The sequence below is a fragment of the Streptococcus sp. oral taxon 056 str. F0418 genome (genome assembly GCF_000220065.1).
Classification (GTDB): Bacteria; Bacillota; Bacilli; order Lactobacillales; family Streptococcaceae; genus Streptococcus.
The window spans coordinates 818747-843439 of record NZ_AFQU01000001.1; the positions used below are offsets into that span (position 1 = coordinate 818747).

Consider the following 24693-nt stretch of genomic DNA (forward strand, 5'->3'; position numbering starts at 1 on the left):
ACAGGTATTTCCTCCACCAATCCTTTTTATGTGATAAAAAAGTGGTTCGAGCTCCTACTCGACCACTTTTTCTATTTAATCATTCCGCCCAAACAAGCGAAGAAGACTGAGGAATAAATTGATAAAATCAAGGTAAAGATTTAAAGCCATTGATATAGCCCAGCCATTCTCAACTTGACCATTGGTTTGCTCGTAAACATAACGGATTTTTTGATTATCCCAAGCAATCAAACCTGAGAAGATGATAACACCCGCAATACTAATCAAGAAATCAAAGCTTCCACTTCCTAAGAAAATATTTACCACGCTTGCAATAATTAAACCAAATAATGCAGCTCTCAACGCGCGACCCATTCCTGAAAGATCTTTCTTTGTAACTTTACCAACAAAAGCCATAGCAAAGAACATAGCAGAAGCAGTGACAAAAGCGGATAGCACTGATGATTGAGTATAAAGTGCCAAAACCACACTCAAGGTAAAGCCGTTTAACGCAGAATATACCAGAAATAGTGGTAAAGCCATCGGGCTATTCTTCAAAGCCATTCCTGAAGCAGCAAATACCAATACTAACTCAGCAGCGATAGCCAAGTAATAAATCCATGAAGCCCCCATTATTACTGAAACAATCACAGATTGAAACATGGTCAACATCAAAGCTGACACAACAGCAGAAATACCTAACCCTACTCCAACTAGTGAATAGATTTTAGCATAAAAAGCATTGATACCAGCAGTATCTTGGATAACTGTATGATTATTCATCAAGTTTATCTCCTTTTATTTTAATTAACTTCTTAACATCTTACGATGAAATAGTTTTCGATTACGAATTTTTTTGCGCCAGGGAGAGGTTACCTCTTTGATGGCCCAATATTTATCAACAAAGGTCACGATAAAAGCTTCTTTATATCGTGGTGGCGCTAAAGTTAAGCCCCACATATGCTTTATGATGATGTCCTCTTCTATTTTATTTAACTTCGTCAACTTACGAGCGTTTCGAACCGCCAATCGAGGATGAACCCAGGCATGACTTTTCTTAAATTTAGTCACTCGCCAATCGTAGTAAAACAAATCATGAAGAAGAGCACCACGCGCTGTACTGCGTCTATTCCAACCCAATTTCTTCGCAATCTTATAACTAGTATAACTTACATTGATAGAATGTTCAAGCCGATTGGAATGCAAATGGTGAGAAATTCCTTTCAAACGCTGTACTTGGGGTTTTGCAAGCAAATGTCCCACATGAGCCATAAATTCTTGGTCACTTTTATAAGGCATAGAATCACCTCCATTTGCCTTTATTATAAGCTAATTTCTAAACTTTAGCTTAAATAAAAGATGAGAATTCCAGCTGCTACTGCAACATTTAGGCTTTCAGCACGTCCTTTCATGGGAATATGGACTAATTGATCCGCGGCTTCTGACACCACTGAACTGATACCTTGTCCTTCATTTCCCATAACCAACACAAAGTCACTACTTCCTTTCAGTGTTTGATAGTCTACAGAGTGCTCAGATAAGGTTGAAGCAAATACTGGAATTTTAGATTCTCGAGCCAATTGAAGCAACTTCATCGTCTCTAAACGATAGATCGGCAAGTGGAAATGACTCCCCTGCATAGAGCGCAATGTCTTTAAATTATACAAATCTGCCGAACGATTCGATATAAAAACACCACTCAATCCTGCTGCATCCGCCGTACGAATAATCGTCCCCAAATTTCCTGGATCCTGCACATCTTCCAGGAAAAGATATTTACCAGATAAAATGGTTGGAGGATCTTCTTCTCGAAGACGTACTTCTGCCACAATTCCCTGTGGCGTTTTACTGTCGGCTAAATCCTTGAGTAATTCCGGACTGACCCAATGGACACCTGTAAAATCTCGTAATCGATCAGCATATTCTGGCAAAGCAAAGATGGAAACAATTTCTGCTCCACTCGAAAATGCTTCTTCAAACAAGTGCCATCCTTCAATTAAGTAAGATTCTGTTCGGTATTTTTTTGATGCAATTTTTTTGCGTTTTTCACCACATTATTCGCTTTTGAGGTTATAATATTCATAAGAATAGTATAGCATAATTTTTTCAAAGAACACTCAGACTAAAGTAGGATATAACAAAGGAGTTTCTGATGCAAAAAGTAAAAATGGTCGCCCAAGGACGTGTACAAGGAGTTGGATTTCGCTGGGGAGTATATTCTCTTGCTCTAGAAATCGGTGGTATTACAGGTCGGGTTTGGAATAATGATGATGGTACAGTTGGTATTCTTGCTCAAGCAGAGAATTCTAATTTAATGGCAAAATTCATTCAAGAGATTCGTAAAGGCCCCACACCTTTTTCAAAAGTGACTTATTTAGATGTTACCATGGCTAACTTCGATTCTTTTACAGACTTTAAAATTTCAAATTAAGTCTTAGGAACTATTGTATATTTTTTAAAAAAACAGTAGAATAGATAGGTAATACTATAAAAAGGAAAAAATATCGTGAAAACTTTTAAACGTTTCTTATTTTCAGGAATGGGGCTAACTCTTCTCCTGATCCTTTCTGGCTGCGTCCAGACGAATAAACAGGGACTTCCAACTGGCGAAGGCTTTGTATATCAATACCTAGTTGCTCCTATGAGCCAAGTTATCAAATACTTTGCCAACGATTTAGGACTAGGATTTGGTCTAGCTATTATTCTCGTGACGGTTATCGTCCGCCTCATCATCCTGCCACTTGGTCTTTATCAATCTTGGAATGCTACTTACCAATCTGAAAAGAGAAACTATCTGAGTCCTATTTTCACTCCAATTCATGAGCGAATGAAGAGTGCAGAAACTCAAGAAGAGAAATTAGAAGCACAACAAGCACTTATGCAAGCTCAAAAAGAGAATGGCCTTAGTATGTTAGGCGGCGTTGGTTGCTTACCTCTTCTAATTCAAATGCCATTCTTCTCAGCCCTCTTCTTTGCTGCTCGCTATACTGAAGGTGTGACTCAAAGTAATTTCTTGGGTATCAATCTAGGCCAACAAAGTCTGATTCTTACTATTTTCGTTGGAATACTCTACTACATCCAATCCTTACTCTCACTTGTCGGGCTAGATGAAGAACAAAAAGACCAGATGAAAAAAATGCTTTATATGAGCCCGCTCATGATTGTCATTTTCTCTTTTACATCACCAGCTGGTGTAACACTCTACTGGGTAGTTGGTGGTTTTGTTCAGATCTTACAACAGTTCATTATCAACTTCTTTATCCGCCCTTACATGAAAAAACGCGTGGAAGAAGAATACGAAAAAAATCCGCCAAAAACATTGTCAGCGAACTCTTATATAAAAAATATCACACCTAAAGCAAATGCGGTGGTTGATAATCGTCCAAAAAACAAGAAAAAAATCGTAATGCTGGTAAACAGCGTTCAAGATAAACCAGATCCTTTCCTTTAACTGAACAACTCCTTGTCAAGTGAACAATGAATAAAGCACATTATCAACTGTATTAGGTTGATAAAAAGTTACAACCTGGAGAGGACTAATTGTGTTCTCTCCGTTTTGATGTTCAAAGCAATGAGAATTCTGGTTTTAAAGTTTTCAAAGATTCGGAAGTCAAAAGCATTTCGCTTAATGACCTTGATGATGTTGCTTAGTGACTTCAAACTTTGCATTTGAGTAAGAAAGTTCCAGTGCGTTAATGATTTTATCTTTTAGGTTTTAAAGATGGTCTGAAACAGAGGGACACATTGAGTTTGTTTTCAATAAGTCCAAAGCAATGATTGGCCTGTTTCTCTTGAAAATGAAAAAGTAAGAGTTGGTAGTGGGCTACACCCTAAAAGTTAGATAGAAAAACCTAACTTTTGGAGTGCTGTTAAATTCTACTTAGAATCTTTTATTTTTTTGCGATAAATTTGAAATACCCGCCAAGCCAGATAGCCTCCCAAAGTATTGGTCCAGAGATCATCAATCTCAAAGACTCGATTGGCGTTGATGAGAAGATCCAGCAGAATTTGCGTCACTTCGATGGATAAACTTATAGCAAAACTGAGACAGATAATTTTCTTGCTACTGCGTAGCTTGGGAAAGAGCCACAGTAACTGAAAAATCAAGGGCGACAGCAAGAAGATATTGGCTAGATTTTGGATAAAAACCTTGAGTAGCTGAAGCAAAGAAGTAATCTCTCCGATATTGATAAAAGAATTAAACGGAACAAGTAAGACCACAATCCGACCAAAATACTGAATACCAGGAGTTTGCATGCCTGGGTCTGGAACTTGAGGAATAAAGCACATCATACAAAGTAGCAAGAAATAGAGCCAGCTTCCTCCCACCAGCAATCTCCGCCCCTTAGCTGTCAGCTCACCATCTGAAGTCAGATAATTCTTAAGGCTGAACATTTTCTACCAATGCTTTCTCGCGATCACGCTTCATAGTATTGGAACGCAGCTGGCCACAGGCTGCATCAATATCCGTACCATGTTCCTGACGAACTACGCAGTTAATCCCATTTTTCTTGAGGGTATCATAGAAGGCCATCACACGTTCTTTAGGGCTACGGCTATATTGGTCGTGTTCGCTAACTGGATTATAAGGAATAAGATTGACATATGATAGCTTTTTGATATTTTTAAGCAATTCAGCCAGCTCTTTAGCCTGCTCTACCCCGTCATTGACCTCATTGAGCATGATGTACTCAAAGGTCACTCGACGATTCGTGGTCTTGATATAGTATTCAATAGCTTCAAACAGCTTTTCGATAGGAAAAGATCGGTTAATCCGCATAATACTGGTCCGCAAATCATTATTCGGGGCATGGAGGGATACTGCTAGATTGACTTGCACACCTTCGTCGGCAAAGTCGCGAATCTTATGAGCCAGGCCTGAAGTCGATACTGTGATATGACGAGCACCGATAGCCAAACCTTTGTCATCATTGACTGTCCGGACAAACTTGAGTACGTTGTCATAGTTATCAAAAGGTTCACCTATTCCCATTACCACGATATGGCTGACCCGCTCATCCTGACCACGCTCATCAAAATACTTCTGAACCAGCATAATCTGAGCTACAATTTCACCGTTATTGAGGTCGCGTTGTTTTTTAATCAAGCCAGAAGCACAGAAAGTGCAGCCAATGTTGCAACCAACTTGGGTGGTTACACAGACAGAAAGTCCGTAGTGCTGACGCATGAGTACCGTCTCAATCAGCATACCGTCTGGTAGCTCAAAAAGATATTTGACCGTACCATCAGCAGACTCTTGTACAATACGCTGCTTCAGAGGATTGACAACAAATTGATCGTCTAGCTTAGCAATCAAGTCCTTGGAAAGATTGGTCATTTCTTCAAAAGATTGGACACGCTTGCGATAGAGCCACTCCCAAATCTGGGTGGCACGGAACTTCTTTTCTCCTTGAGCTTCTATCCATTCAATCATTTCCTGACGCGTTAAGCTATAAATAGATGGTTTCATGTTTCTCCTTTATTTCTGTCGAATGACAAAATGACGTTGTACCTCTTTTGTCGACTTTGGTTTTTGATGATGTGGACGTTTTTCTGAACCTTGATCTGCGCGACGTCCAGAACGTTTTGAACGACGTTTCGAACTTAAATCTTGATCTACTTTGTTATGGTGTTTTTTATCAAAAGAAGCTCGCTTCGGCTGCCTATTTTCTAATACAAAATAGGCGCAACCATAATTACAATACTCAAGTAGATAATCTTCTAATCGGCTAATCTTAACATCGCTCTCCTTAGCTTTTTCATCTTGATAAAATCCTCTCAGGCGTAGTTGATCATTGCCCCAATCACCAACAATGAAATCGAACTTTGTCAAAATCTCTGAAAATCGCTGGTTAAAGGCTGTAAGATCAAAAGCATCCCGATAATTCTCTACCAATTCAAACTGGATTTCATCTGTTAATACTTGTGAACCAACCTGTCTAAATTCAGGGCCAGGAAATTTATTGTAATTATAAAGCTCTGGAGCAATTTCTTTACGCATATATTTTCTCACTTCTATCTAGATAACTTCTCTATTATACTATAAAAGAAGACAGATTTTAAGCGTTTGCTCTTAAAAAGTCATTTCTGAGAAAAGTCAGATAATTTCAAAATTTTGACACATTCTATTAGAATAAATAAAAAACTGAAACAATCATGTCTCAGCTTTATTTCTTGTGATTTTTCAGATAGTCAATAGCTTCCTGCAAAGTCTTAACAGGAACAATCTTCATGTCTGTTCTAATTTTTTTGCTGCTTCTAGTGCAGTCTCATAGTTTGTTTTAGCTTTAGGATTTGCTTTTTTCATCTCCTCTGTCACAGGATTATTTGGCGCAAAGAAGATGCTAGCTCCGCTTTTAGCAGCAGAAACAACTTTCTTATCAATGCCACCAATATCGCCAACTTGGCCCTCACGATTGATGCTTCCGGTCCCTGCTACTATACGGCCATCCCGCAAGGTCGGATCTGCAAGTTGCGTATAAATAGCTAAACTAAACATAAGACCAGCACTAGGGCCACCGATTCCTTCTGTTGCAAATTCAATCGGAATATCACTACTTACTTCAGTTCGATCTATCAGGCCGATACCAATCCCGTTTTTCCCATTATCAAGCTTGATGATCTTTCCTGTAGCAGATTTTTCTTGTCCATCCTCTTCATAGGTCACTTTAACCTTATCTCCTAATTTTTGCGAATTAACGTATTTTATTAATTCTTCAGAGCTGTCAAATGTCTTATCATTAACAGCCGTAACTGTATCAGCAATGTTCAAGATTCCCTTAAAAGTCGAATCCTTCGATACTTGCAAGACATAGACTCCTAGGTACTTCATCGTAATGTCTTTTCCGGCTGTTTTTAAACCTTGATATTTGGCCATATTCTGTGATGTTGCCATGTAAAATTGATTAATTCTAATATATTCCTGATCGGATGAACCACCCGTCAATTCCTCAGCTGAATAAATATCTGTAAAATCTGTCAACCAAGCATAGACTAAATGCGCAAAAGTTGCACGCTGAACACCAACCGTCACAAATTCATAAGCACCACGTTCCTTATCATCTTGATGGTTAACCTTCAAAACATGGCGAATATCTTCTGCTCCACCAGGTACCTCAATATAATATGGTAAAGGAACTGTTAAAGAAACGACTAATAAAATTAGCGTTGTAAAAATAATAATCGGCCATTTATAAATCTTAATCTTCTTCATATAACTCTCTTTCTATTTCTCTGACAACACTTTGAGGTACGTATGGTGTTATGTTCTGCTTAAAAGCAATCAGCTCACGAATGCGCGAAGAACTGATATATTGATAAGCTGGCTTACTCAACAAGAAAATCGTCTCCAGCTCACTATCTAATTCTTGGTTGAAAAAATTCATACTCGTTTCATAATCTAGATCTTGGTTGTTACGTAGACCACGTACAAAGGTCTTAGCTCCAATTCTGCTAGCTACTGTCACCGCCAGCTCATTCTGCGAAGTGATGACTTCCACATTATCCAAATGCTGTAGCGCTTCTTTGACCATCCGTTCTCGAGCTTCAATCCTGAAAAATCCAGACTTTTCCCGATTATAGAAAATTCCTACATAGAGTTTATCAAAGAGCCTACTGGCCCGCTCGATCAGATCTACATGCCCCTTAGTGATTGGGTCAAAAGATCCTGTAAATAATCCTATCCTATCTGACATACACCGTCACCTTTGAAATCCCATATATTTTCTGTTTCCAAATGCCCAATCCTGCAATTTCCTCTGGCAATTCAACTTCCTTATCCGTCTCACAGACTACTAAGACATCTTGGCTCAAGAGCTGGCGCTCCTCCAACTTTTCAATGTCCTCCACAATCTGTTCTTTAGCATAAGGTGGATCCAAGAGGACTAGATCAAAAATCCCCGTCACAATATTTAATGCACGACTCGATTCCATCTTGAGCAATTCAAAACGCGTCGCTTCTTTGGTCATCTGGATATTTTCAGAAATGATAGCCTGAGCTCTGCGATCTTTCTCTACTAAAACAGCTGTATCCATACCTCGAGAAAGAGCTTCAATGGCTAAACTTCCGCTCCCAGCATAAAGATCCAGCACCCGACCACCCTCAAAATAAGGACCAATCATATTAAAAATCGCCCCCTTGACCTTATCGGTCGTCGGTCTAGTCGTCTTACCATCCAAAGTCTTGAGGGGGCGCCCTCCGTATTTACCTGCAACAACTCTCATAAAAAGTATTATAACATAAGGCAAATGTTTTAAAAAGCGAAGCAGATAAAAAACAGAAGCGACCACAAGTTAGAGGCTTCTGTTTTCTTTTAGTTTCAGTAAAAATTCAATTAATTCAGGCTGGCAATCAGCCTTATCCAAGATCAAGCCCATTGATCGGCCAACCATGATATAAAAGGTTTCTGGCTTGTCTATGATTGCCACAATATCTTGGTAGTCAAATCTGGAATTATTATTCCGATTAACGACACGAAAGTCTGTCTCATAGAAGCTAAACTCCTGCTCCAAATCATGCCAGAGAGGGTTATCCTTATAGAGCTTGAGGAATTGTTGGTTAAAAGAACGATAGAGTAAAAATGGCATAATAGGCATGAAAATAAAAATACCAATAGCCGGCAAGGGCTCATTCAAAGATAGGCTGAAGATCCCCACTGCAAGCAAAGCTACCTCACCAATGACCAGAGGGATGATTCTTGTCTTTTTATGCCAAAAGTTGATCCAAGCGAAACGGCGGTACGCTTCTTCTGTCATGATTATCTTTGCTGTCATTGGAAACATCTATCTACGATTTACTTCCTTTACTATTGCTAGAAATAACAATACTCAAGAAAGAACTTGCTTTTCTCAAATTCATCTGCTATACTATACGTAACCTTCAAAACGTTACATAGGAGATGTGATATGTTTTCGCATGAAAAATTAAAAAACGACGCTTAGAGCTTAATTTGACTCAGTCTTCCATTTACCAAGAGTTAAGCATTTCTCGAAAGACTTACTCTGCTTGGGAAAATGGTCTGGCAGAACCTCACGCTAAAAATCTCAGAAAGTTAGCTACCTATCTCAAGGTCCAAGAGAACTACTTTGTAGATGAGACCAGCGCGCTCTACACCTATCCTTTACTAACTCTACCCCATAAAAAAGAAGTCGACCAGCTCGCTAGTCGGCTCCTAGAGAGACAGAGCAATGTTAGCTCTCTCACAGCCTATAAGGTTCTATCCGTTGAGCTGGCTGCGGGTCTCGGGCACAGTTACTATGACAATGAGACAGATTACGAAACAGTCTACTTTGATCAAGATATCCAGCATGACTTTGCATCCTGGGTCTCTGGGGATTCTATGGAGCCTAAATATCCCAACGGCTCTGTTGTCCTCATGAAACAGACAGAATTTGATTACGATGGAGCCGTCTATGCTCTCATGTGGAATGGCAAGACCTATATCAAAAAAGTCTACCGCGAAGCTGAAGGCCTGCGCCTAGAGTCTATCAATCCTGACTACGAGGATCTCTTTGCTCCTTATGAAGACCAGCCTAGCATTGTTGGTATCGTAGTCGGACATTTTCTGCCGATTGAGGTGTAAGTGATGGTCCTATTTGATTATTCACGCGAGCCCCATTCAGACATCGCTTTTGTGGATATGAAAAGTTTTTATGCCTCTTTGCTTAAAGGATCGGCCTTAACTATCGCTCGAAGCAAGCTAACTGGAGGCCATTCTGCTGGAGGTTTGGAGGGCTTATCATGACCGACCGCTCTTATCTTCCCCATCAGTCAGCACGTGACTTTCAGGATCGGGGTATGGCTAAGTGGGCTGGGGGGTCTTTCTGAACACAGCACTGCTCTAGCCAAAAAAGAAGTAGATATAACCCCGTTAACTCAGCTTGACATACAGGAGAAATGCCACTTGCTCAGCCAAGCCTACAGTCTGCAAGTTCCCATCCGAATCACCTTTCTAAACCAGGACAAGCTGACCGACATTACTGCTACAGTCTTTCATCTAGATAGTAAACAGATCCTCCTGCAGGAAGGCGACCATTACAAATGCCTTACTATTTATTCATCAGATTTTTTCAATACAAGCTCCAGGAGGCACAGATGACCACTCAGAATATACATGAGGAACTTCAATTTGATTATTTTTCCCAGAATTACTATCAATTTCAAGAAGATTTTTATCAATTCTCCAATCTTCCTCAGCCTCTGATGGCCATGGAAGATGATATCCTCCGTCACATGGCTAACCGCCAGGTCACTTATTTCAAACTCTCCAAGACCAAAAGTTTAGATCAGAAAGATCATTACTTCCACTTTACCGTCAGTCGTCCAGACCAAGCAAAACGACTCTGTGTTTACTACTATCAAGGCCACACAGAAGATATAAAACACTAAGCTCCCAGACTGAGTCTGGGAGCTTAGTATATAGAAATGAATTGAAAGACTAAAAGGTATGATATAAAGAATCTTACCTTACTAAAATTCAATTTTAATCTTCTCTTTTAAAGTTATAAAACTCCAGATATTTCGCTAAATAATATAGAGTAATATTTCCATATTAATTTCCTCTAATCATATCTATTATATCATGTTAAGCGCCCCAGCCAAAAAGGCTGGGTACATACATATCAAATATTATACTCCTAGACCAACTTTCTCATCTCATCAATACGTGCGACGGTCGCATCGTATTTAGCCTGATAGTCGGCTTGTTTGTCGCGTTCTTTTTGGACGACTTCTGGTTTGGCATTGGCTACGAAGCGTTCGTTAGAGAGCTTCTTACCTACCATATCTAGTTCTCTTTGCCATTTAGCGAGTTCCTTGTCGAGACGAGCCAGTTCTTCTTCGACATTGAGGAGATCAGCTAGTGGCAAGTAGATTTCTGCTCCTGTGATGACGCTTGACATAGCAAGTTCAGGTGCAGGGATGTTTGATGCGATTTCCAAGTGTTCTGGATTTGTGAAGCGTTTGATGTAGTTGACATTGCTGTTAAAAAAGGCTTCCAAATCACTATCACTTGTCTTAACAAGGATGGTGATAGGCTTGCTTGGTGCTACATTTACTTCAGCACGCGCATTACGAACAGCACGGATCAAGTCTTTGAGACTTTCCACACCTGTGTGGGCAGCAAGGTCTTCAAAGACTGGGCTAACAGTTGGGTAAGCAGCTGTAACGATAGAGCCTTCTGAGATTTGTCCAAAGATTTCCTCTGTCACAAATGGCATGATTGGGTGAAGCAAGCGAAGGATCTTGTCCAAAGTATAAAGGAGAACAGAACGTGTGATGACTTTCTCTTCTTCGTTGTCGCTATAAAGGACTTCCTTGGTCAACTCAACGTACCAGTCCGCAAATTCGTCCCAGATGAAGTTATAGAGGATGTGTCCAGCCACACCAAATTCAAACTTGTCAAAGTTTTCAGTGACCTTGCTGATAGTTTCATTGAGGTTGTGGAGAATCCAGCGGTCTGTGACATTTCCAGCTTCCTTATTGACAACTTTTTCTACATTGACAGTTGCTTGCTCAAGAGTCAAGTTTTCATTGTTCATGAGAATATAGCGAGAGATGTTCCAGATTTTGTTAATAAAGTTCCATGAAGCATCCATTTTCTCGTAAGAGAAGCGCACATCTTGACCTGGTGCAGAACCATTTGAAAGGAACCAACGAAGGGCATCTGCACCGTATTTCTCAATGACATCCATTGGGTCAATCCCGTTTCCGAGAGATTTCGACATCTTGCGTCCTTGCTCATCTCGAATGAGACCGTGGATAAGAACGTTTTGGAATGGCTGACGTCCAGTGAATTCCAAGGATTGGAAGATCATGCGAGACACCCAGAAGAAGATGATGTCGTAACCTGTTACCAAGGTTGAAGTTGGGAAGTAGCGCTTGAAGTCTTCTGAGTCAACATCAGGCCAACCCATGGTTGAGAATGGCCAAAGGGCAGAACTGAACCAAGTATCCAAGACGTCTTCGTCCTGAGTCCAACCATCGCCTTCCGGTGCTTCTTCGCCCACATAGATTTCGCCGTCAGCATTGTACCAGGCTGGGATTTGGTGACCCCACCATAGCTGACGAGAGATTACCCAGTCGTGGACATTTCCCATCCATTGGAGGAAGGTATCGTTGAAGCGAGGTGGGTAGAATTCTACCTTGTCTTCTGTGTCTTGGTTGGCAATGGCATTTTTAGCCAATTGGTCCATCTTCACGAACCATTGCGTAGACAAACGCGGCTCAACCACTACACCCGTACGTTCTGAGTGACCAACACTGTGGACACGCTTTTCAATTTTGACGAGGGCACCGATTTCTTCCAACTTAGCAACGACTGCCTTACGAGCTTCAAAACGATCCATGCCTGCAAATTCGAAGGCCAAGTCATTCATGGTTCCGTCGTCGTTCATGACATTGACTTGTGGCAAGTTATGACGTTGACCAACCAAGAAGTCATTTGGATCGTGGGCAGGTGTGATTTTCACGACACCTGTACCAAACTCAGGGTCTGCGTGCTCGTCCGCAACGATTGGGATGAGTTTGTTAGCAATTGGAAGAATAACATTTTTACCAATCAAGTCCTTGTAGCGTGGGTCTTCTGGATTGACCGCAACCGCAACGTCTCCAAACATGGTCTCAGGACGAGTTGTCGCAACTTCAAGAGCGCGTGAGCCGTCTTCTAGCATATAGTTCATGTGGTAGAAGGCACCTTCCACGTCCTTGTGAATCACCTCAATATCAGAAAGGGCTGTGCGAGCAGCTGGGTCCCAGTTGATGATAAACTCACCACGGTAGATCCAACCTTTCTTGTAAAGGTCCACAAAGACCTTGCGAACCGCTTTTGACAGACCTTCGTCAAGTGTAAAACGTTCACGAGAGTAGTCTACAGAGAGCCCCATCTTGCCCCACTGCTCCTTGATGGTCGTCGCATATTCGTCTTTCCATTCCCAGACTTTATCGAGGAATTTCTCACGACCGAGGTCATAACGGCTAATGCCCTCGCCACGCAAGCGCTCCTCGACCTTAGCCTGAGTCGCAATCCCCGCGTGATCCATCCCTGGCAGCCAAAGCGTATCAAAACCTTGCATCCGTTTTTGACGGATGATGATATCCTGAAGAGTCGTATCCCAAGCGTGACCAAGGTGGAGCTTACCAGTTACGTTTGGTGGTGGAATAACGATTGAGTAAGGCTTAGCCTTTTGATCTCCTGAAGGCTTGAAAACATCCGCATCAAGCCATTTTTGGTAACGACCAGCCTCAACCTCGGCTGGATTGTATTTAGGTGAAAGTTCTTTAGACATGTGTTTGTCCTTTCTCTATTGTATTCATTTTATCTTGAATCTGCTTAGCAACTTCTTCTGCAGACAGATTCGTATTATTTATTTTAAAGTAGTGGTGCAACTCATTCGGTTGAGTTTGAGAATTTAATTGAAGTGTTTCATTAGTCTCTAAAATTTCTCTTTCAGATACCTCAACATGTCGTTTTAAGGGTTTGTGCTCTAACCGGTTCTCCGTTCGATTTCGATTTAAACGCTCTTCAAGACTTGTTTCCAACTCCACAAAAAGAATCTCTTGATGATAGTCATCCAACAAATCCTGAATTTCCTTCAAATATAGGAGCTGGTACTGATTTGAAAAATCAATTACGTCTGTTAAAATCATCGACCTATGATTCCGAGCGCTTGTTTCAAGAAAAGAAAAGGTAATCCCTCGAACAAACTCCCACATTTCCTCTGTAAAGTCCTGATAGATTTCTAGTGCAAAATCTATGGCTTGATGGTTATAAAAGAGGGTAGCATCTGTCAGTCGAGATAACTCTTGACCAATCGTCATTTTGCCAGAAGCCGGAGCCCCAATGATGAAAAGATGCATTAAATCACCTCCCACTCACTCCTAAGCAGCCCATACCTCAAATCATCACAGCGGTTGCCTTGGGCATCTTTGCGGTCTCTTATGCGAGCTTCAAGGGTAAAACCTAATTTTTCAGCGACTCATTGACTTTGGATATTGTAGCCAAAGCAAGACAATTCTATCTTGTGAAGTCCCACTTCTTTAAAAGTCAGATCAATCAAAGCTCGCGCTGCTTCTGGCACATAACCACGTCCCCAATAGTCTGGATGCAAGATATAGCCGATTTCCAGCACATCATCTTCATGCCGATGGTTGAAATCGACAGAGCCAACGATTTTGTCAGTCCCTTTGACGACAATCCCGTAGCCTGCTGGGAGATTTTCCTTTTGATTGCGCTCAGGGAGAATATGCTCCAGATAATAAATCTCGTCTTCCAAGGTCTTGACGGGCGGAAATCCTGCTGGGTAGGAGACTTCTGGTCTACTAGCATAGGCATGGATATCCTTAGCATCAGCCACTGTTCGGACTCGTAAAATGAGACGTTCTGTTTCGATTCTTTCTGGTAACTCTACTCTTGTCATCCTTCTCCCTCGCTTTCTATAAAAAATCGTCCCTGTCATAACCATGACAGGGACGAATGTGTTAATCCGCGGTACCACCCAATTTCGGGCAGACGCCCGCAACTCTTGTCTTCTTGTTTATATTTTATGACATCGTTAGATCACTTCGGCATACGATAGTATAGCCTACAGCTCCTTGCCAAGTCCTAAAAATAAACAAAAAGTCTTTTATTATTTCATTTTATCATCTCATCAGTAACCAGCTTTGACACATCTGTGGACTTCTCAGCACCGCCACTTTCTGTAAAATGTCTGACTCAAAACACCTCTGATGGATTTATTGTAACAAGTTTCTCTTTAAAAAGCAATAATCAAGGAAATTACTTGAAACGAACACCATTTTCTTTCAATTTCTTAATTGTAGCTGGCCCAATTCCTTTTAATGTAAGAAGTTCTTTTTCTGTCCAATTTTTAAAATCAGCAACAGATTTAATCCCTTCATCATAAAAGGTCTTTGCACGCTCAAGTGAAAGCCCTCCAAGACTCTCAGCAAAATCTTCTACAGAGCCCGTAGTCTTTTGTACTTTTTCTTTTGTAGTTTTCACCACTTGCTCTACCTTTTGAGAAACAGCTTTACCTACTTCCTGAGCAGCTTTCTCAGTGTGTTTAATCACTTTCGTAGTATCTTCCAATACCTTTGTTACAGAACTTGAAAAAGCCCCTGAACGACGAAGGATATTACGTAATTGTTTTTTTCGATTAACTTTCTTTGCCATGATAAAATCCTTTCACTAAAAAATCCCCGTTGTAACAAGGACCTATAGAAGTATTTTATCAATATTTCCACAAAAAATCCAGATAATAGAGCAAAATATAATTAAAAATTTCTTTAAAAGTGTCTCGCACCGCTTACTTCTTCACATTTTTTGATGCGATAACAATCTATATACAAATTTGATTCACATTAAAACTTAAAGAAGAAAATTCAATGAATTCTAAAAGCTAGTGTAACAGCGAGCTCTTCAGCTGTATTGACCATTCAATTATAGCTACACTTACAGTTATCTTGGCTATCGATCTTGCGACTTTATGAGCCACTTGCTCTCTGCAAAATTGGAAAATCAAACACACTATAATTGATGGGCGTAGCCTCTATTTTGGCGATACAGCTACACAATTATTTGGCAATTATATCAAATAATTCTTGCCCGCTATTTTTACATTCGCTATTTATTCATTCTGGTTAAATATTAAAATAGGGCAATAGATCGCAAAAACACATTCCTCAGGCATCATTAAAAGGGACCATATACATATCTCTACCAAGCCCCTTTTATTTTGATTCACTAATAATTTCTCTCTCCCAAAAGTCCGTCTGGCAGGTCGTGGAAACCTTTGCCTTCCTGATAATTGGCGAATTTCCCTAAAAGAAACTGGTAGGCATCGAGACGGCTTTCATAGCGAATGGCTGCTTCCTTGGCCCGCTCGTCCTGGTCCGCCTCGTAGACCGCCTGGCTCTCCTTGAGGGCCATCTCGTTAATCATGACCTGGGTCTTGACCCAAGCTTCAAAGTCTTGTAAAAATTCCTGTTCGTAGCTCATTTTTCTCACTTTCTAACTGCAAATACCTAGTCCAAATCTCGGTAAAAATCACTGTCAATATCACGGAAGGGCTGAATATCCTGCACATACTCCAGCACCCCCTGAAATTCACCGGCCTCATCCCGCACCGCTGCATAGGTCACATGGACAAACTTGCTCCGCGATTCCGAATTGAACCACATCTCAAACTTGTCCCGCTCTCCCTCACGCAGAGCCTTGAAAATCCGCCGCACCTTGTTCAAAAACTTGGGCGGGTGACAGAGCTCGACATTGCGTCCTATCTGGGAAGGCGTCCGCTTGAAAATCATCTCATCTGCCGGCACACTGTCATTATAATACTGGAAAATATCGTCCTTATTGACAAAGGTAATCTCCATGGGCAGATGGTCCAAAATCAGATTGGCCTCCGCCACCGACAGATAGCCATGGCCAAAAGGCTGCTGGGAGTCCCGATTAAAGGCTTGCTCCTTCTTTTCCTTAGGCTTAAAGGAAATGGTGACCTGACCATCTGGTGTATCAATGACCTGCTGAAACCTGCCATCACTAGTCTGCTCTGTGCTGGCTGACGCTTCGCTTCCCTCATTAGCAGCATTCCTAGCTTTCTCCTCCGAGAATGAATGTCGCGCAGGAATCCATTTCTCCGTTGGCTTGATGATGGCATAGCCATAAGCATCGCTCTCCTCAGCAATCTTGAGCCAATCATCCTGATGAAAGGACTCGAGGAGAATCATGAGAAGGATAGACTCTTCCTTGAAAATCATAGCTTCAAACTCAGCAGCAAAGGTCTCAAACTTGTCCTTGACTTCTTGAATCGAAGTATCCGGTAGCTGCTCTGCAGTAATCTTAGCCTCTTGGAAAAGGTCACGAATCTGGTCATCTACCCCCCACATGACCTTGGGTGGCGAATCATGACCATAGCTCTCCATGATAGGAAACATGAGCTCTTCCTTGCGCTGATAGTGGACATCAAACTGCCCTACCAAACCCAGCTGGCGCTGGAGTCCCTTGCAGATTTCAGGAAGAAGCTCCTCATCTTCTGTGCTTTCATAGGTGGATAGGAGTCTGCGAACCCGCATGAGGGCCGCCCGCAAGGCTAGATTTTCCTGCTTGAAGACCTGTACCGGATGGCCTGGATGGTCGGTATCAGCCACCTCCACATTCTGAATAGCACCTTTAAAGAGGTTGGCATGGACATTGCAGAGGGACATGACATCTTCGAAGGTCACTCCCGTATCTGAGTTCATTAGCTCATGCTCCATCAGGCTGATTTCGATAGCGGACACACCAGCAAAGTGTTCATTGAAAAGGTCCTGCACAGACTCTGCAGAAGCTCCATTATGTAAATCCAGCAAGATAGACTTGAGGACCTCAATGCGTTCAGTAGCCATTTCTAAATCCCCACCACTTCATAGCCGTTTAATTCCAAAGTTTGCTTGATTTTATTAAGTTCAATGCCATTCATACCAGCACCTTTTTTGATAGAAACCACGCGTCCGACTGTATTGCGCATGACTGGATTAGCCAGAGGTGTAAAGCCTAATTCTACCAAGACATCCAAAACCTCAGGATGTTTCTCAATTACTTCTGCCACTGGGATAGACAAATCAATCATGTTATCCATATAAACCACCTCATATCTTTTTTACAATTATATCATAAAAAAGATACCAAACTCGAGGTAAAATAAAAAGCAGGAAAGAATTTTATCACTCCTGCTTTACTACTCATCTCATTTTATTTTCTTGTAGATAAAAGGCACATCATATACATATGACTGTCAGACTGAAGAAAAAGTCCATTTTGGACGATTTTCTTCAGTCTTTTTTTAAAAGTAGAGAAAGTGAAAAACTCTTACGAATAGCGCTACATCAGCATTGCTAGGAGTTTTCACTATATGGTATCCGACCTACAAAATGGCAATATTTCTATTGCTGGTAGGGTTTGTCTACATTCTGACATCATATACATATGACTGTTTCTTTGATTCCTTCAAGCTTTTTTCCTAAAATATTAACACTTATCTTTCTTAACCAATTTCACCACTGCCTCGGTCCGAGCAGTATGCGGAAACATATCAACCGACTGGATATAGTGGACATCGTAGACCTGACAGAGCTTGACCAAATCCCGAGCCAGAGTCGAGACATTGCAGGAAACGTAGACCATCTTCTCAGGTGCATAGCGGACAATTGTCTCTACTAGCTTATCATCCAGACCTGTTCGCGGCGGATCGACAATCAAGGCATTCGCCCGATAGCCATCAGCATACCAGCGAGGAATAATCTCCTCTGCCGTTCCAGCCTCGTAGAGTGTATTGTCAAAGCCCATTCTTTTTGCATTGCGCTTAGCGTCTTCAATAGCCTCAGGGATGATGTCCATACCCCTCAGAGACTTGACCCGTCTAGCAAAGGCAAAGCCGATGGTCCCCACTCCGCAATAGGCATCAATCAAATGGTCTTCTTCCGTTACATCCAGCGCCTTAACCGCCTCCCCGTAGAGCACCTCTGTCTGCTCAGGGTTGAGCTGATAAAAAGCCCGAGGCGACAGGGAGAACCCATAGTCCAGTACTCCTTCTTGGATAGCCTCCTTGCCCCAGATAATCTCTGTCTTATCCCCGTAAACCTCACTGGACTTGCTTGTATGATAATTGACTGCCACTGTCTCCAGCTCTGGAAATTCAGCCACCAGATCTCGAACGACTGGAGAAAAGTCCAGCTTACGCCCCGTCACAAAAATCATCTGCACCTGACCTGTCTTTCTGGCCCTGCGAATCATGACCGTGCGTACTCCAGCAGTCTTTCTCTCATCATAGATGGGCAGCCTGTACTTGCCTAAAAGTCGAGCCACCTTATTTATGATCTGTTGCGTCACCTTGTCCTGAACCAGACAGTTTTTCAGCGAGACCAGATAGTGAGAATTCTGGGCATAAAGCCCCGCCTTGACCTCATCCTTGAACTTCCGAGTCTGAAACTGCAACTTGGCCCGATAATAGAGTGGCTCCTGCATACCAATGGTCGGACGAATCACATAGTTTTCGTAGCCAGCTGGCGCAAACTTTTTCAAGGCCTGACGCAGCAAATCTTCCTTAAACTCCAACTGCTTGTCATAGTGGAGGTGCATGATTTGACAGCCCCCGCAGCTATCATAAATCTCACAAGGCGCTTCCACCCGAAATTTAGACCGCTTGTTGATGGTCAAGAGCTTGGCCTCGATGAAATTACGCTGAACTCTAGTCACCTGACAGTAGACTTCCTCACCTTTCAAAGCCCCTGGCACAAAAACCAGCGTTTTCTTATAAAATCCAATCCCTTCACCATTAATCCCCATTTTCTTAATTTTCAAAGGGATTCTTTGCTTCACTTTCACATTCATGCTTCTATTATACCATGCTGCCTCGTATTAGTTGAGAATATGTTACAATAAAAGTATGAATACAGAAAAAATATCCCTTCCACTAGCACATTTCCCTGACCAAATACGAACATATCTAGAGGGAGCTAATTTTTACGACAGCTCCTCACATTCTGCTGCCAGTGTTTTCTATGCCGATACGGGCTATTATTTGAAAATCGATCAAAAAGGCCAGTTAGCCCAAGAAGCCACACTTGCCAAATGGTTTGAAAAGCAAGGACTCGGTGTACCTGTCATTCACTACCTGACAGCAGATAAAGACTACCTACTAACAAAAGAAGCTGAGGGCAAGGACGCCCTAGCCTTTCTCCAACAGCCCGAAGAACTTTGCCAAACGATGGCTGTCGCGCTCAGAAAACTTCACAGCCTCCAACCCCAGCATTTTCCAATCCAGCATCACCTTCAGCACTATAAAAAGCTAGCAGAGGAAAATTACCATAAAGGTTGTTTTTATCAAAAAGCTTTACTGCCTCAATTTCATATCCAAAGCCGTGAGGAAGCCTACCAGCTTATCCAAGAGCAGGGACAGCTACTGACGGCGGACGCCTTGATCCACGGAGATGCCTGCTTGCCTAATTTCATTCTGAAAGACGCTTCAACCTTCTCCTGCTTTATAGATGTTGGTCTCGCTGGCCTTAGCGATCGCCACATTGATCTTTACTGGGCCATCTGGTCTCTTACTTATAATTTATCTGACCCCCAATACGCAGAGCTCTTTCTTGACTACTATGGCCGGAAAGATGTTGATACAGACAAACTGCGCTTGATAGCTGCCTTTGAAGTATTTGGCTAAAAGAAAGGATTCTACCAAAATCACCTATGAAAATCACAAAAATCGAAAAGAAAAAAGACTCTACCTCTTGGAGCTGGACGACAGTGAAAAACTCTATATCACAGAAGACACCATCGTCCGCTTCATGCTGTCCAAAGGAATGGAAATCACAGAGCAGGAGCTATCAGAAATTCAAGACTACGCACAATTTTCCTACGGAAAAAATCTAGCCCTCTATCATCTCTCCTTCAAGCAAAGAACTGCCAAGGAAGTTAAAGACTACTTAACGCAGCACGACATCCAACCAGAAATCATCAGCCAGGTCTTGGATAATCTGAAAAAGGATAATTGGATTAACGACAGAAAATATACGAACTATTTTATCCAATCCAATCTTCTCACTGGTGACAAAGGCGCTTTTGTTCTCAAGCAAAAGCTCACGCAAAAAGGAATTTCTAGCGCTATTATAGAAGAAGAATTAAGCCAGTTTGATTTTACTGAATTAACAGATAAAGTAGCAGAAAAGTTGCTCAAAAAATACCAGGGAAAACTGCCTAGAAAGGCGTTACAAGATAAAATACTCCAAGCTCTTATAAACAAAGGATTCTCTCATAACCAATCAAAAATAGCTTTCCAGCATCTAGAGTTCGAAGAAGACGAAGAAATACAGCAGGAATTACTCTATAAAGAAATAGACAAGCAATATCGAAAGTATTCAAAAAAGTACGAAGGTTATGACTTAAAGCAACGATTAACCCAAGCTTTAGCCCGTAAAGGGTTTGATTATTCAGACATTAGCAGCGCCTTGAGAGAATATCTCTAAAAAGATTTAAAGAAAACTGAGAATTTTTTTAAAATTATGGTATAATAGAAGATGAGAAACTTTAAAAATTGTAGAAAGTTGGTATAAAATGAGACTTCCAAAAGAAGGCGACTTTATTACAATTCAAAGTTATAAGCATGATGGTAGTTTGCACCGTACTTGGCGCGATACCATGGTACTAAAAACAACAGAGAATGCGATTATTGGTGTTAATGACCATACACTTGTCACCGAAAGTGATGGAAGACGCTGGGTAACACGCGAGCCAGCCATCGTATATTTTCACAGAAAATATTGGTTTAACATCATTGCAATGATCCGAGAAAATGGAACATCATACTACTGCAATCTAGCGAGCCCATACTACCTAGATAGCGAAGCATTGAAATACATTGACTACGATCTTGATGTGAAAGTTTTTGCTGACGGAGAGAAACGACTCCTTGATGTCGATGAATACGAGCGTCATAAGCGCAAGATGAATTATTCCGATGATTTAGACTATATTCTTAAAGAAAATGTCAAAATCCTTGTTGACTGGATCAATCAAGAACGAGGACCATTTTCGCAAGCATATGTTAATATTTGGTACAAACGCTATTTAGAACTAAAGAATCGCTAAAGTTGTCAAAAGAGCTCCTGCTCTTTTTCTTTTACAAAAATAACATTTCATTTTCTTGCAATCTTGTCATTTTTCAAGTATCATATAAAAAACAAGCAAATGAAAGGAGAAAGTAAAAATGGCCTTTACAAATACTCGTGGTCGTTATGCAAGCTTTGGAATCGTAACCAGCTTACCTGATGAAATCATTGATACCTTTTGGTATATTATAGATAATTTTCTAAAAGATACATTTCCACTAGATAATCTTATTCAGTTTGAACTACTAAACAATAATGGAAAAATCACCTATCGATTTTCCGAAGCGAAACTCAAGACACAAATTTCCTTTGATTTCACACATCACTTCAACCCTTTCTATCCCAGAACAATTTATATAACAGATAATAATGGAAAAGAAACAATAATGTTAGCTGACGAATATTCAATAATATAAGGAAATTACCGTCGATAAAAAAGATTATATAAGTTCTCTCATAGAGTTCTATAATATCTATAGTGAATAAAGTCACTGTAGAAATTATAGAGCCTATTTTAATGTGAAAAAGCCATAATACAAACAATGAAACATTCATAAAAAAACAATTTAAAATAAATAAATAAATTTTATAGCTAAGCAACTCAGAATTAAAGAGTAAATCCTTATTATATTGAATGCTAGAATACAAAAAATAATTAGTAACTAAGGTTATTTATTATCAAAGTGTCACAACAATCATGTAAATAGAGAGCTTAATGACCGCAAGTCTTTAAAGCTTCTCGTCACCGATTTAGCTTACATTCTAGTTTGGTGAGCGCTGGGCCCATGTTTGTTTCATTATCAATCTCTATAATCGCGAAATCATAGGGCTACCACGAGACAGCTGACTTAGTCAAAGAAGCCTTCCAAAGCATTCCATACGCTTTGATTAAGGTCCATCTCTTTCATTTTGATAGAGGAGAAAATTTTGACAACACTTTGATTGACGAGATGCTTCAAGCTTTCAATATCACTTGTTCACTGAGCTAACCTGGTTGTTCATATGACAATGCCGTAGCTGAAAGTACTGATCGTGCTCTAAAGAGTGAATTCATTCACCAAGAAAGTTCTCAGTTTTTGGAAGAATTAGCCTTGAAACCAAAAGATCATGTCCACTGGTAGAATGCCGTCTGCATCTATAGCAGGCTCGAGTATCAAATATCTATAACGAGAAGAAGAATTACTTAAATAAAAATAGAACTTATAAATTTTGTACAGTAAAACCTTTTCACATCATTAGAAAGAAACTCATGGAATGGTCATATTTTATCCAAAAACTGCTAGGCATCAAAGACTCTAAGATCATGATTATGGACGTCATCAATATGGATCCCCATAAGAAAATCTTCACTAAACTGGATTATTCAGTTCCATCTGGTCCTGTTTGCGGAAATCAAATGAAGAGATATGATTTTCAAAAACCGTCTAAAACTCCTTACCTTGAAACATCTAGCATGCCTACCAGAATTCTCCTTAAAAAGCGTCGTTTAATTTAAGTGCTATCTGCCGTCATTACTCAAAAATGGCAGTTACTGAGACTTCTCCGGTACATAAAAATTATCAAATCCTTCATATTATCAACCAAAAGATTATTCAAAAACTAGTTGAAAAAATTTCTATGACCGATATTGCTCATCAACTGTTGTTTTCTACTTCAATCGTCATTCGAAAGCGCAATGGCGTTCATTTTAAGCATGACTTTCTCCGTCTTTCTGAGATTATGTCTTAGGAAGAGTACGACTTTACTAAGGGAAAAATGAGTTTTATTAAGGCCCTCAATATCATGACTATCCTTAAAGGCAGAAGACAAGTGATTATTCGAAATCATTTTCTTCGATATAAGAGAGCTCTGCCAGATGTCGGGTGAAAGTCATTACAATGGACCTTATCTAGCCCTTACTAAGACTTGGCAAAGCAGCTTTTCCAGAATGTAAAAATTGCACTTGATCACATTCATATTGTCCAACGTCTTAGCCGTGCGATGAGTTGTGTTTGGGTACAAATAATAAATCAATTTAACCGAAATTCTCATGAATAAAGGGCCACCATGCACTACTCTCAACAGGATAGCCGAAAATTAAGCGATAAACGCTTTTATCGTCCTACTTTCCGCATACACTTGACCAATAGAGAAATCTTAGACAAACTCTTGATTTATCCAAAAGACTTAAAAGATCACTAAAAGATAACAAAAAATCGCTTGAAATTGTCATACCAATCCCAACAACCAACATACTTCCCCACTTCTTAATCAAGTCAATAGGTAAATAATATAAAGAGAATAGGCAAATACTTTCTTGTGCTCCCCCTTTTGGAATCAACCACATTTGGCGTCTATCGTTGAGATTTTCTTTTCCTTATCCTCAATTTCTTTTGCAAGCTTTAAGAACTTTTTCCCATGTTTTCTCTAATCTAAATCAATCTCAACTTTCAATTGATCACTCATAAATTTTGCTTGTTGCTCAACGATTTCCTTACGATACTTGTGGCTATTAGCTACCACTTTGTTATGGGCACCATCCACAAATAGTTCTGAAAGATCAATTAAATCAGCACATAAAGCTTGATGGAGTACTTGTGAAAATATCCCAGTAATCAGTTCTCTATCTTGAAAGCGACGACTGTAATTCTTTCCATATGTGGTAAAATGAGGCACCTTGTCATCCAAGCTTAGTCCAAGAAACCAACGATAGGCTACATTGACTTCAATGTCTTTAATGGTTTGGCGCATAGAGCGAATACCATAAAAACATTGAATCAAAGGGATTTTAACTAACATGACCGGATCTAGACTAGGACGGCCCTGATCGGGGCTATAAGTTTCTTCAACTAAGTCATAGATAAAATCAGAATCAATCTTCGAATCTACATAATCTTTTGGGACCAATTTATCTAGCGTGTAAAAGCCATATTGGCGACGAGTGGCGCTTATAATCAATTTTTTCTTTGTAAAGGCTAAGGAACAACCCTCAACTCTTCTTAACTCTATTATATGATTTTACATCAAGAAAAGCCCTTAAAATCTTGTTTTCTAAGGACTTTATCTTCAATCTGATAACGCAAATAAAATAT

General features: G+C 40.5%; 22 protein-coding genes and 12 pseudogenes. 13 read left to right on the forward strand and 21 right to left on the reverse strand.

Features of this window, described 5'->3' with window-relative positions; all coding sequences use genetic code 11:
• Positions 1 to 75: 75 nt before the first annotated feature.
• The 3 genes and pseudogenes from HMPREF9182_RS04075 to HMPREF9182_RS04085 all read right to left on the reverse strand — a co-directional run bounded on the left by HMPREF9182_RS04075 (position 76) and on the right by HMPREF9182_RS04085 (position 2062).
• Positions 76 to 762, reverse strand: coding sequence for a Bax inhibitor-1/YccA family protein (locus HMPREF9182_RS04075; RefSeq protein ID WP_009754974.1), 687 nt, complete (start codon positions 760 to 762; stop codon positions 76 to 78).
• Positions 763 to 786: 24 nt separating this feature from the next.
• Positions 787 to 1278 (reverse strand): HDIG domain-containing metalloprotein, encoded by a 492-nt coding sequence (locus HMPREF9182_RS04080; protein WP_009755024.1) that lies wholly within the window; start codon positions 1276 to 1278, stop codon positions 787 to 789.
• A gap of 44 nt (positions 1279 to 1322) precedes the next feature.
• A pseudogene (locus HMPREF9182_RS04085) lies at positions 1323 to 2062 on the reverse strand (TrmH family RNA methyltransferase).
• 69 nt (positions 2063 to 2131) lie between these two features.
• On the opposite strand from HMPREF9182_RS04085, the gene HMPREF9182_RS04090 reads away from it, so the two are divergent.
• Together HMPREF9182_RS04090 and yidC are read left to right on the forward strand one after the other, a co-directional pair.
• The gene (locus HMPREF9182_RS04090; RefSeq protein WP_009754257.1) at positions 2132 to 2410 is read left to right on the forward strand and encodes an acylphosphatase; all 279 of its coding nucleotides are present in this window, start codon (positions 2132 to 2134) and stop codon (positions 2408 to 2410) included.
• Between the two features lie 75 nt (positions 2411 to 2485).
• Positions 2486 to 3411 (forward strand): annotated as a pseudogene (gene yidC, locus HMPREF9182_RS04095) (membrane protein insertase YidC).
• An 87-nt stretch (positions 3412 to 3498) separates the two neighbouring features.
• On the opposite strand, the pseudogene HMPREF9182_RS09915 reads toward yidC, so the two are convergent.
• The 8 genes and pseudogenes from HMPREF9182_RS09915 to HMPREF9182_RS04130 all read right to left on the reverse strand — a co-directional run.
• A pseudogene (locus HMPREF9182_RS09915) lies at positions 3499 to 3797 on the reverse strand (transposase); the annotation flags it as partial.
• A 58-nt stretch (positions 3798 to 3855) separates the two neighbouring features.
• Positions 3856 to 4374 (reverse strand): VanZ family protein, encoded by a 519-nt coding sequence (locus tag HMPREF9182_RS04100; protein WP_009754675.1) that lies wholly within the window; start codon positions 4372 to 4374, stop codon positions 3856 to 3858.
• Positions 4361 to 5449, reverse strand: coding sequence for a 23S rRNA (adenine(2503)-C(2))-methyltransferase RlmN (gene rlmN, locus HMPREF9182_RS04105; protein ID WP_009443675.1), 1089 nt, complete (start codon positions 5447 to 5449; stop codon positions 4361 to 4363). Before rlmN ends, HMPREF9182_RS04100 begins: the two co-directional genes overlap by 14 nt.
• 9 nt (positions 5450 to 5458) lie before the next feature.
• Complete coding sequence (locus HMPREF9182_RS04110; protein WP_009754914.1) at positions 5459 to 5980, reverse strand: YutD family protein; 522 nt, start codon at positions 5978 to 5980, stop codon at positions 5459 to 5461.
• A 166-nt stretch (positions 5981 to 6146) separates the two neighbouring features.
• Positions 6147 to 7192, reverse strand: a pseudogene (locus tag HMPREF9182_RS04115) (SepM family pheromone-processing serine protease).
• On the reverse strand, positions 7179 to 7673 hold the full coding sequence (coaD, locus tag HMPREF9182_RS04120; protein WP_009754759.1) for a pantetheine-phosphate adenylyltransferase: 495 nt from the start codon (positions 7671 to 7673) through the stop codon (positions 7179 to 7181). Before coaD ends, HMPREF9182_RS04115 begins: the two are co-directional and overlap by 14 nt.
• Positions 7663 to 8211, reverse strand: a complete 549-nt coding sequence (rsmD, locus tag HMPREF9182_RS04125) for a 16S rRNA (guanine(966)-N(2))-methyltransferase RsmD (protein ID WP_176605757.1) — start codon at positions 8209 to 8211, stop codon at positions 7663 to 7665. The genes coaD and rsmD overlap by 11 nt, the downstream gene beginning before the upstream one ends.
• 60 nt (positions 8212 to 8271) lie before the next feature.
• Complete coding sequence (locus HMPREF9182_RS04130; RefSeq protein WP_009754363.1) at positions 8272 to 8760, reverse strand: YcxB family protein; 489 nt, start codon at positions 8758 to 8760, stop codon at positions 8272 to 8274.
• A 167-nt stretch (positions 8761 to 8927) separates the two neighbouring features.
• On the opposite strand from HMPREF9182_RS04130, the gene HMPREF9182_RS04135 reads away from it, so the two are divergent.
• The 4 genes and pseudogenes from HMPREF9182_RS04135 (at position 8928) to HMPREF9182_RS04145 (ending at position 10366) form a co-directional block, all read left to right on the forward strand.
• Positions 8928 to 9560, forward strand: a complete 633-nt coding sequence (locus tag HMPREF9182_RS04135) for a helix-turn-helix domain-containing protein (protein ID WP_009443341.1) — start codon at positions 8928 to 8930, stop codon at positions 9558 to 9560.
• 3 nt (positions 9561 to 9563) lie between these two features.
• A complete protein-coding gene (locus tag HMPREF9182_RS10745) occupies positions 9564 to 9722 on the forward strand; it encodes a hypothetical protein (protein ID WP_009444010.1) in 159 nt (52 codons plus the stop codon).
• Positions 9719 to 10095, forward strand: a pseudogene (locus tag HMPREF9182_RS10905) (hypothetical protein). The gene HMPREF9182_RS10745 and the pseudogene HMPREF9182_RS10905 overlap by 4 nt, the downstream one beginning before the upstream one ends.
• On the forward strand, positions 10073 to 10366 hold the full coding sequence (locus HMPREF9182_RS04145) for a DUF5960 family protein (RefSeq protein WP_009443147.1): 294 nt from the start codon (positions 10073 to 10075) through the stop codon (positions 10364 to 10366). Before HMPREF9182_RS10905 ends, HMPREF9182_RS04145 begins: the two are co-directional and overlap by 23 nt.
• Positions 10367 to 10614: 248 nt before the next feature.
• Here the strand turns inward: HMPREF9182_RS04145 and HMPREF9182_RS04150 are convergent, their stop codons facing one another.
• The 4 genes and pseudogenes from HMPREF9182_RS04150 to HMPREF9182_RS04165 all read right to left on the reverse strand — a co-directional run bounded on the left by HMPREF9182_RS04150 (position 10615) and on the right by HMPREF9182_RS04165 (position 15149).
• The gene (locus tag HMPREF9182_RS04150) at positions 10615 to 13263 is read right to left on the reverse strand and encodes a valine--tRNA ligase (RefSeq protein ID WP_009443768.1); all 2649 of its coding nucleotides are present in this window, start codon (positions 13261 to 13263) and stop codon (positions 10615 to 10617) included.
• Positions 13256 to 13834: an AAA family ATPase gene (locus HMPREF9182_RS04155; protein ID WP_009754997.1), complete on the reverse strand. Its 579-nt coding sequence runs from the start codon at positions 13832 to 13834 to the stop codon at positions 13256 to 13258. The genes HMPREF9182_RS04150 and HMPREF9182_RS04155 overlap by 8 nt, the downstream gene beginning before the upstream one ends.
• A pseudogene (locus HMPREF9182_RS04160) lies at positions 13834 to 14394 on the reverse strand (GNAT family N-acetyltransferase). Before HMPREF9182_RS04160 ends, HMPREF9182_RS04155 begins: the two are co-directional and overlap by 1 nt.
• Before the next feature lie 359 nt (positions 14395 to 14753).
• A complete protein-coding gene (locus HMPREF9182_RS04165; RefSeq protein WP_009754667.1) occupies positions 14754 to 15149 on the reverse strand; it encodes a helix-hairpin-helix domain-containing protein in 396 nt (131 codons plus the stop codon).
• 266 nt (positions 15150 to 15415) lie between these two features.
• On the opposite strand from HMPREF9182_RS04165, the pseudogene HMPREF9182_RS11140 reads away from it, so the two are divergent.
• Positions 15416 to 15640, forward strand: a pseudogene (locus tag HMPREF9182_RS11140) (hypothetical protein).
• 79 nt (positions 15641 to 15719) lie between these two features.
• Here the strand turns inward: HMPREF9182_RS11140 and HMPREF9182_RS04170 are convergent.
• The 4 genes from HMPREF9182_RS04170 to rlmD form a co-directional block, all read right to left on the reverse strand.
• Positions 15720 to 15974: a DUF1912 family protein gene (locus HMPREF9182_RS04170; RefSeq protein ID WP_009443863.1), complete on the reverse strand. Its 255-nt coding sequence runs from the start codon at positions 15972 to 15974 to the stop codon at positions 15720 to 15722.
• Between the two features lie 26 nt (positions 15975 to 16000).
• The gene (locus HMPREF9182_RS04175; RefSeq protein WP_009754903.1) at positions 16001 to 17362 is read right to left on the reverse strand and encodes a DUF438 domain-containing protein; all 1362 of its coding nucleotides are present in this window, start codon (positions 17360 to 17362) and stop codon (positions 16001 to 16003) included.
• A 2-nt stretch (positions 17363 to 17364) separates the two neighbouring features.
• Positions 17365 to 17595 (reverse strand): DUF1858 domain-containing protein, encoded by a 231-nt coding sequence (locus HMPREF9182_RS04180; RefSeq protein ID WP_009754935.1) that lies wholly within the window; start codon positions 17593 to 17595, stop codon positions 17365 to 17367.
• 389 nt (positions 17596 to 17984) lie between these two features.
• Positions 17985 to 19346, reverse strand: coding sequence for a 23S rRNA (uracil(1939)-C(5))-methyltransferase RlmD (rlmD, locus tag HMPREF9182_RS04185; RefSeq protein ID WP_009443925.1), 1362 nt, complete (start codon positions 19344 to 19346; stop codon positions 17985 to 17987).
• Positions 19347 to 19401: 55 nt separating this feature from the next.
• On the opposite strand from rlmD, the gene HMPREF9182_RS04190 reads away from it, so the two are divergent.
• The 6 genes and pseudogenes from HMPREF9182_RS04190 to HMPREF9182_RS09925 form a co-directional block, all read left to right on the forward strand.
• Positions 19402 to 20178 carry an aminoglycoside 3'-phosphotransferase gene (locus HMPREF9182_RS04190; RefSeq protein WP_009754352.1) on the forward strand — a complete coding sequence of 259 codons (777 nt, stop codon included), beginning with the start codon at positions 19402 to 19404 and terminating at the stop codon, positions 20176 to 20178.
• Between the two features lie 26 nt (positions 20179 to 20204).
• A pseudogene (gene recX / locus HMPREF9182_RS04195) lies at positions 20205 to 20980 on the forward strand (recombination regulator RecX).
• A gap of 88 nt (positions 20981 to 21068) precedes the next feature.
• On the forward strand, positions 21069 to 21602 hold the full coding sequence (ntdP, locus tag HMPREF9182_RS04200) for a nucleoside tri-diphosphate phosphatase (protein WP_009443069.1): 534 nt from the start codon (positions 21069 to 21071) through the stop codon (positions 21600 to 21602).
• A 118-nt stretch (positions 21603 to 21720) separates the two neighbouring features.
• Complete coding sequence (locus HMPREF9182_RS04205; protein WP_009754414.1) at positions 21721 to 22038, forward strand: DUF960 domain-containing protein; 318 nt, start codon at positions 21721 to 21723, stop codon at positions 22036 to 22038.
• Between the two features lie 277 nt (positions 22039 to 22315).
• Positions 22316 to 22809, forward strand: a pseudogene (locus tag HMPREF9182_RS10915) (IS3 family transposase); the annotation flags it as partial.
• Positions 22810 to 22871: 62 nt separating this feature from the next.
• Positions 22872 to 23800, forward strand: a pseudogene (locus tag HMPREF9182_RS09925) (transposase); the annotation flags it as partial.
• On the opposite strand, the pseudogene HMPREF9182_RS11145 reads toward HMPREF9182_RS09925, so the two are convergent.
• Together HMPREF9182_RS11145 and HMPREF9182_RS04220 are read right to left on the reverse strand one after the other, a co-directional pair.
• Positions 23790 to 23911: pseudogene (locus HMPREF9182_RS11145) on the reverse strand (EamA family transporter); the annotation flags it as partial. The pseudogenes HMPREF9182_RS09925 and HMPREF9182_RS11145 sit on opposite strands and share 11 nt — an antisense overlap.
• Before the next feature lie 30 nt (positions 23912 to 23941).
• A pseudogene (locus HMPREF9182_RS04220) lies at positions 23942 to 24559 on the reverse strand (transposase); the annotation flags it as partial.
• Between the last annotated feature and the right edge of the window lie 134 nt (positions 24560 to 24693).

What these genes read in the sequence shown, in the direction of transcription:
- HMPREF9182_RS04205 (WP_009754414.1), top strand. Translation starts at nt 21,721, where the DNA reads ATGGCCTTTACAAATACTCGTGGTCGTTATGCAAGCTTTGGAATCGTA.
- HMPREF9182_RS04110 (WP_009754914.1), bottom strand. Translation starts at nt 5,980, where the DNA reads ATGCGTAAAGAAATTGCTCCAGAGCTTTATAATTACAATAAATTTCCT.
- HMPREF9182_RS04090 (WP_009754257.1), top strand. Translation starts at nt 2,132, where the DNA reads ATGCAAAAAGTAAAAATGGTCGCCCAAGGACGTGTACAAGGAGTTGGA.
- rlmD (WP_009443925.1), bottom strand. Translation starts at nt 19,346, where the DNA reads ATGAATGTGAAAGTGAAGCAAAGAATCCCTTTGAAAATTAAGAAAATG.
- rlmN (WP_009443675.1), bottom strand. Translation starts at nt 5,449, where the DNA reads ATGAAACCATCTATTTATAGCTTAACGCGTCAGGAAATGATTGAATGG.
- HMPREF9182_RS04100 (WP_009754675.1), bottom strand. Translation starts at nt 4,374, where the DNA reads ATGTTCAGCCTTAAGAATTATCTGACTTCAGATGGTGAGCTGACAGCT.
- HMPREF9182_RS04190 (WP_009754352.1), top strand. Translation starts at nt 19,402, where the DNA reads ATGAATACAGAAAAAATATCCCTTCCACTAGCACATTTCCCTGACCAA.
- coaD (WP_009754759.1), bottom strand. Translation starts at nt 7,673, where the DNA reads ATGTCAGATAGGATAGGATTATTTACAGGATCTTTTGACCCAATCACT.
- HMPREF9182_RS04165 (WP_009754667.1), bottom strand. Translation starts at nt 15,149, where the DNA reads ATGGCAAAGAAAGTTAATCGAAAAAAACAATTACGTAATATCCTTCGT.
- HMPREF9182_RS04075 (WP_009754974.1), bottom strand. Translation starts at nt 762, where the DNA reads ATGAATAATCATACAGTTATCCAAGATACTGCTGGTATCAATGCTTTT.
- HMPREF9182_RS04155 (WP_009754997.1), bottom strand. Translation starts at nt 13,834, where the DNA reads ATGCATCTTTTCATCATTGGGGCTCCGGCTTCTGGCAAAATGACGATT.
- ntdP (WP_009443069.1), top strand. Translation starts at nt 21,069, where the DNA reads ATGAGACTTCCAAAAGAAGGCGACTTTATTACAATTCAAAGTTATAAG.
- HMPREF9182_RS04080 (WP_009755024.1), bottom strand. Translation starts at nt 1,278, where the DNA reads ATGCCTTATAAAAGTGACCAAGAATTTATGGCTCATGTGGGACATTTG.
- HMPREF9182_RS04175 (WP_009754903.1), bottom strand. Translation starts at nt 17,362, where the DNA reads ATGGCTACTGAACGCATTGAGGTCCTCAAGTCTATCTTGCTGGATTTA.
- HMPREF9182_RS04180 (WP_009754935.1), bottom strand. Translation starts at nt 17,595, where the DNA reads ATGGATAACATGATTGATTTGTCTATCCCAGTGGCAGAAGTAATTGAG.
- HMPREF9182_RS04170 (WP_009443863.1), bottom strand. Translation starts at nt 15,974, where the DNA reads ATGAGCTACGAACAGGAATTTTTACAAGACTTTGAAGCTTGGGTCAAG.
- HMPREF9182_RS04150 (WP_009443768.1), bottom strand. Translation starts at nt 13,263, where the DNA reads ATGTCTAAAGAACTTTCACCTAAATACAATCCAGCCGAGGTTGAGGCT.
- HMPREF9182_RS10745 (WP_009444010.1), top strand. Translation starts at nt 9,564, where the DNA reads ATGGTCCTATTTGATTATTCACGCGAGCCCCATTCAGACATCGCTTTT.
- HMPREF9182_RS04145 (WP_009443147.1), top strand. Translation starts at nt 10,073, where the DNA reads ATGACCACTCAGAATATACATGAGGAACTTCAATTTGATTATTTTTCC.
- HMPREF9182_RS04130 (WP_009754363.1), bottom strand. Translation starts at nt 8,760, where the DNA reads ATGTTTCCAATGACAGCAAAGATAATCATGACAGAAGAAGCGTACCGC.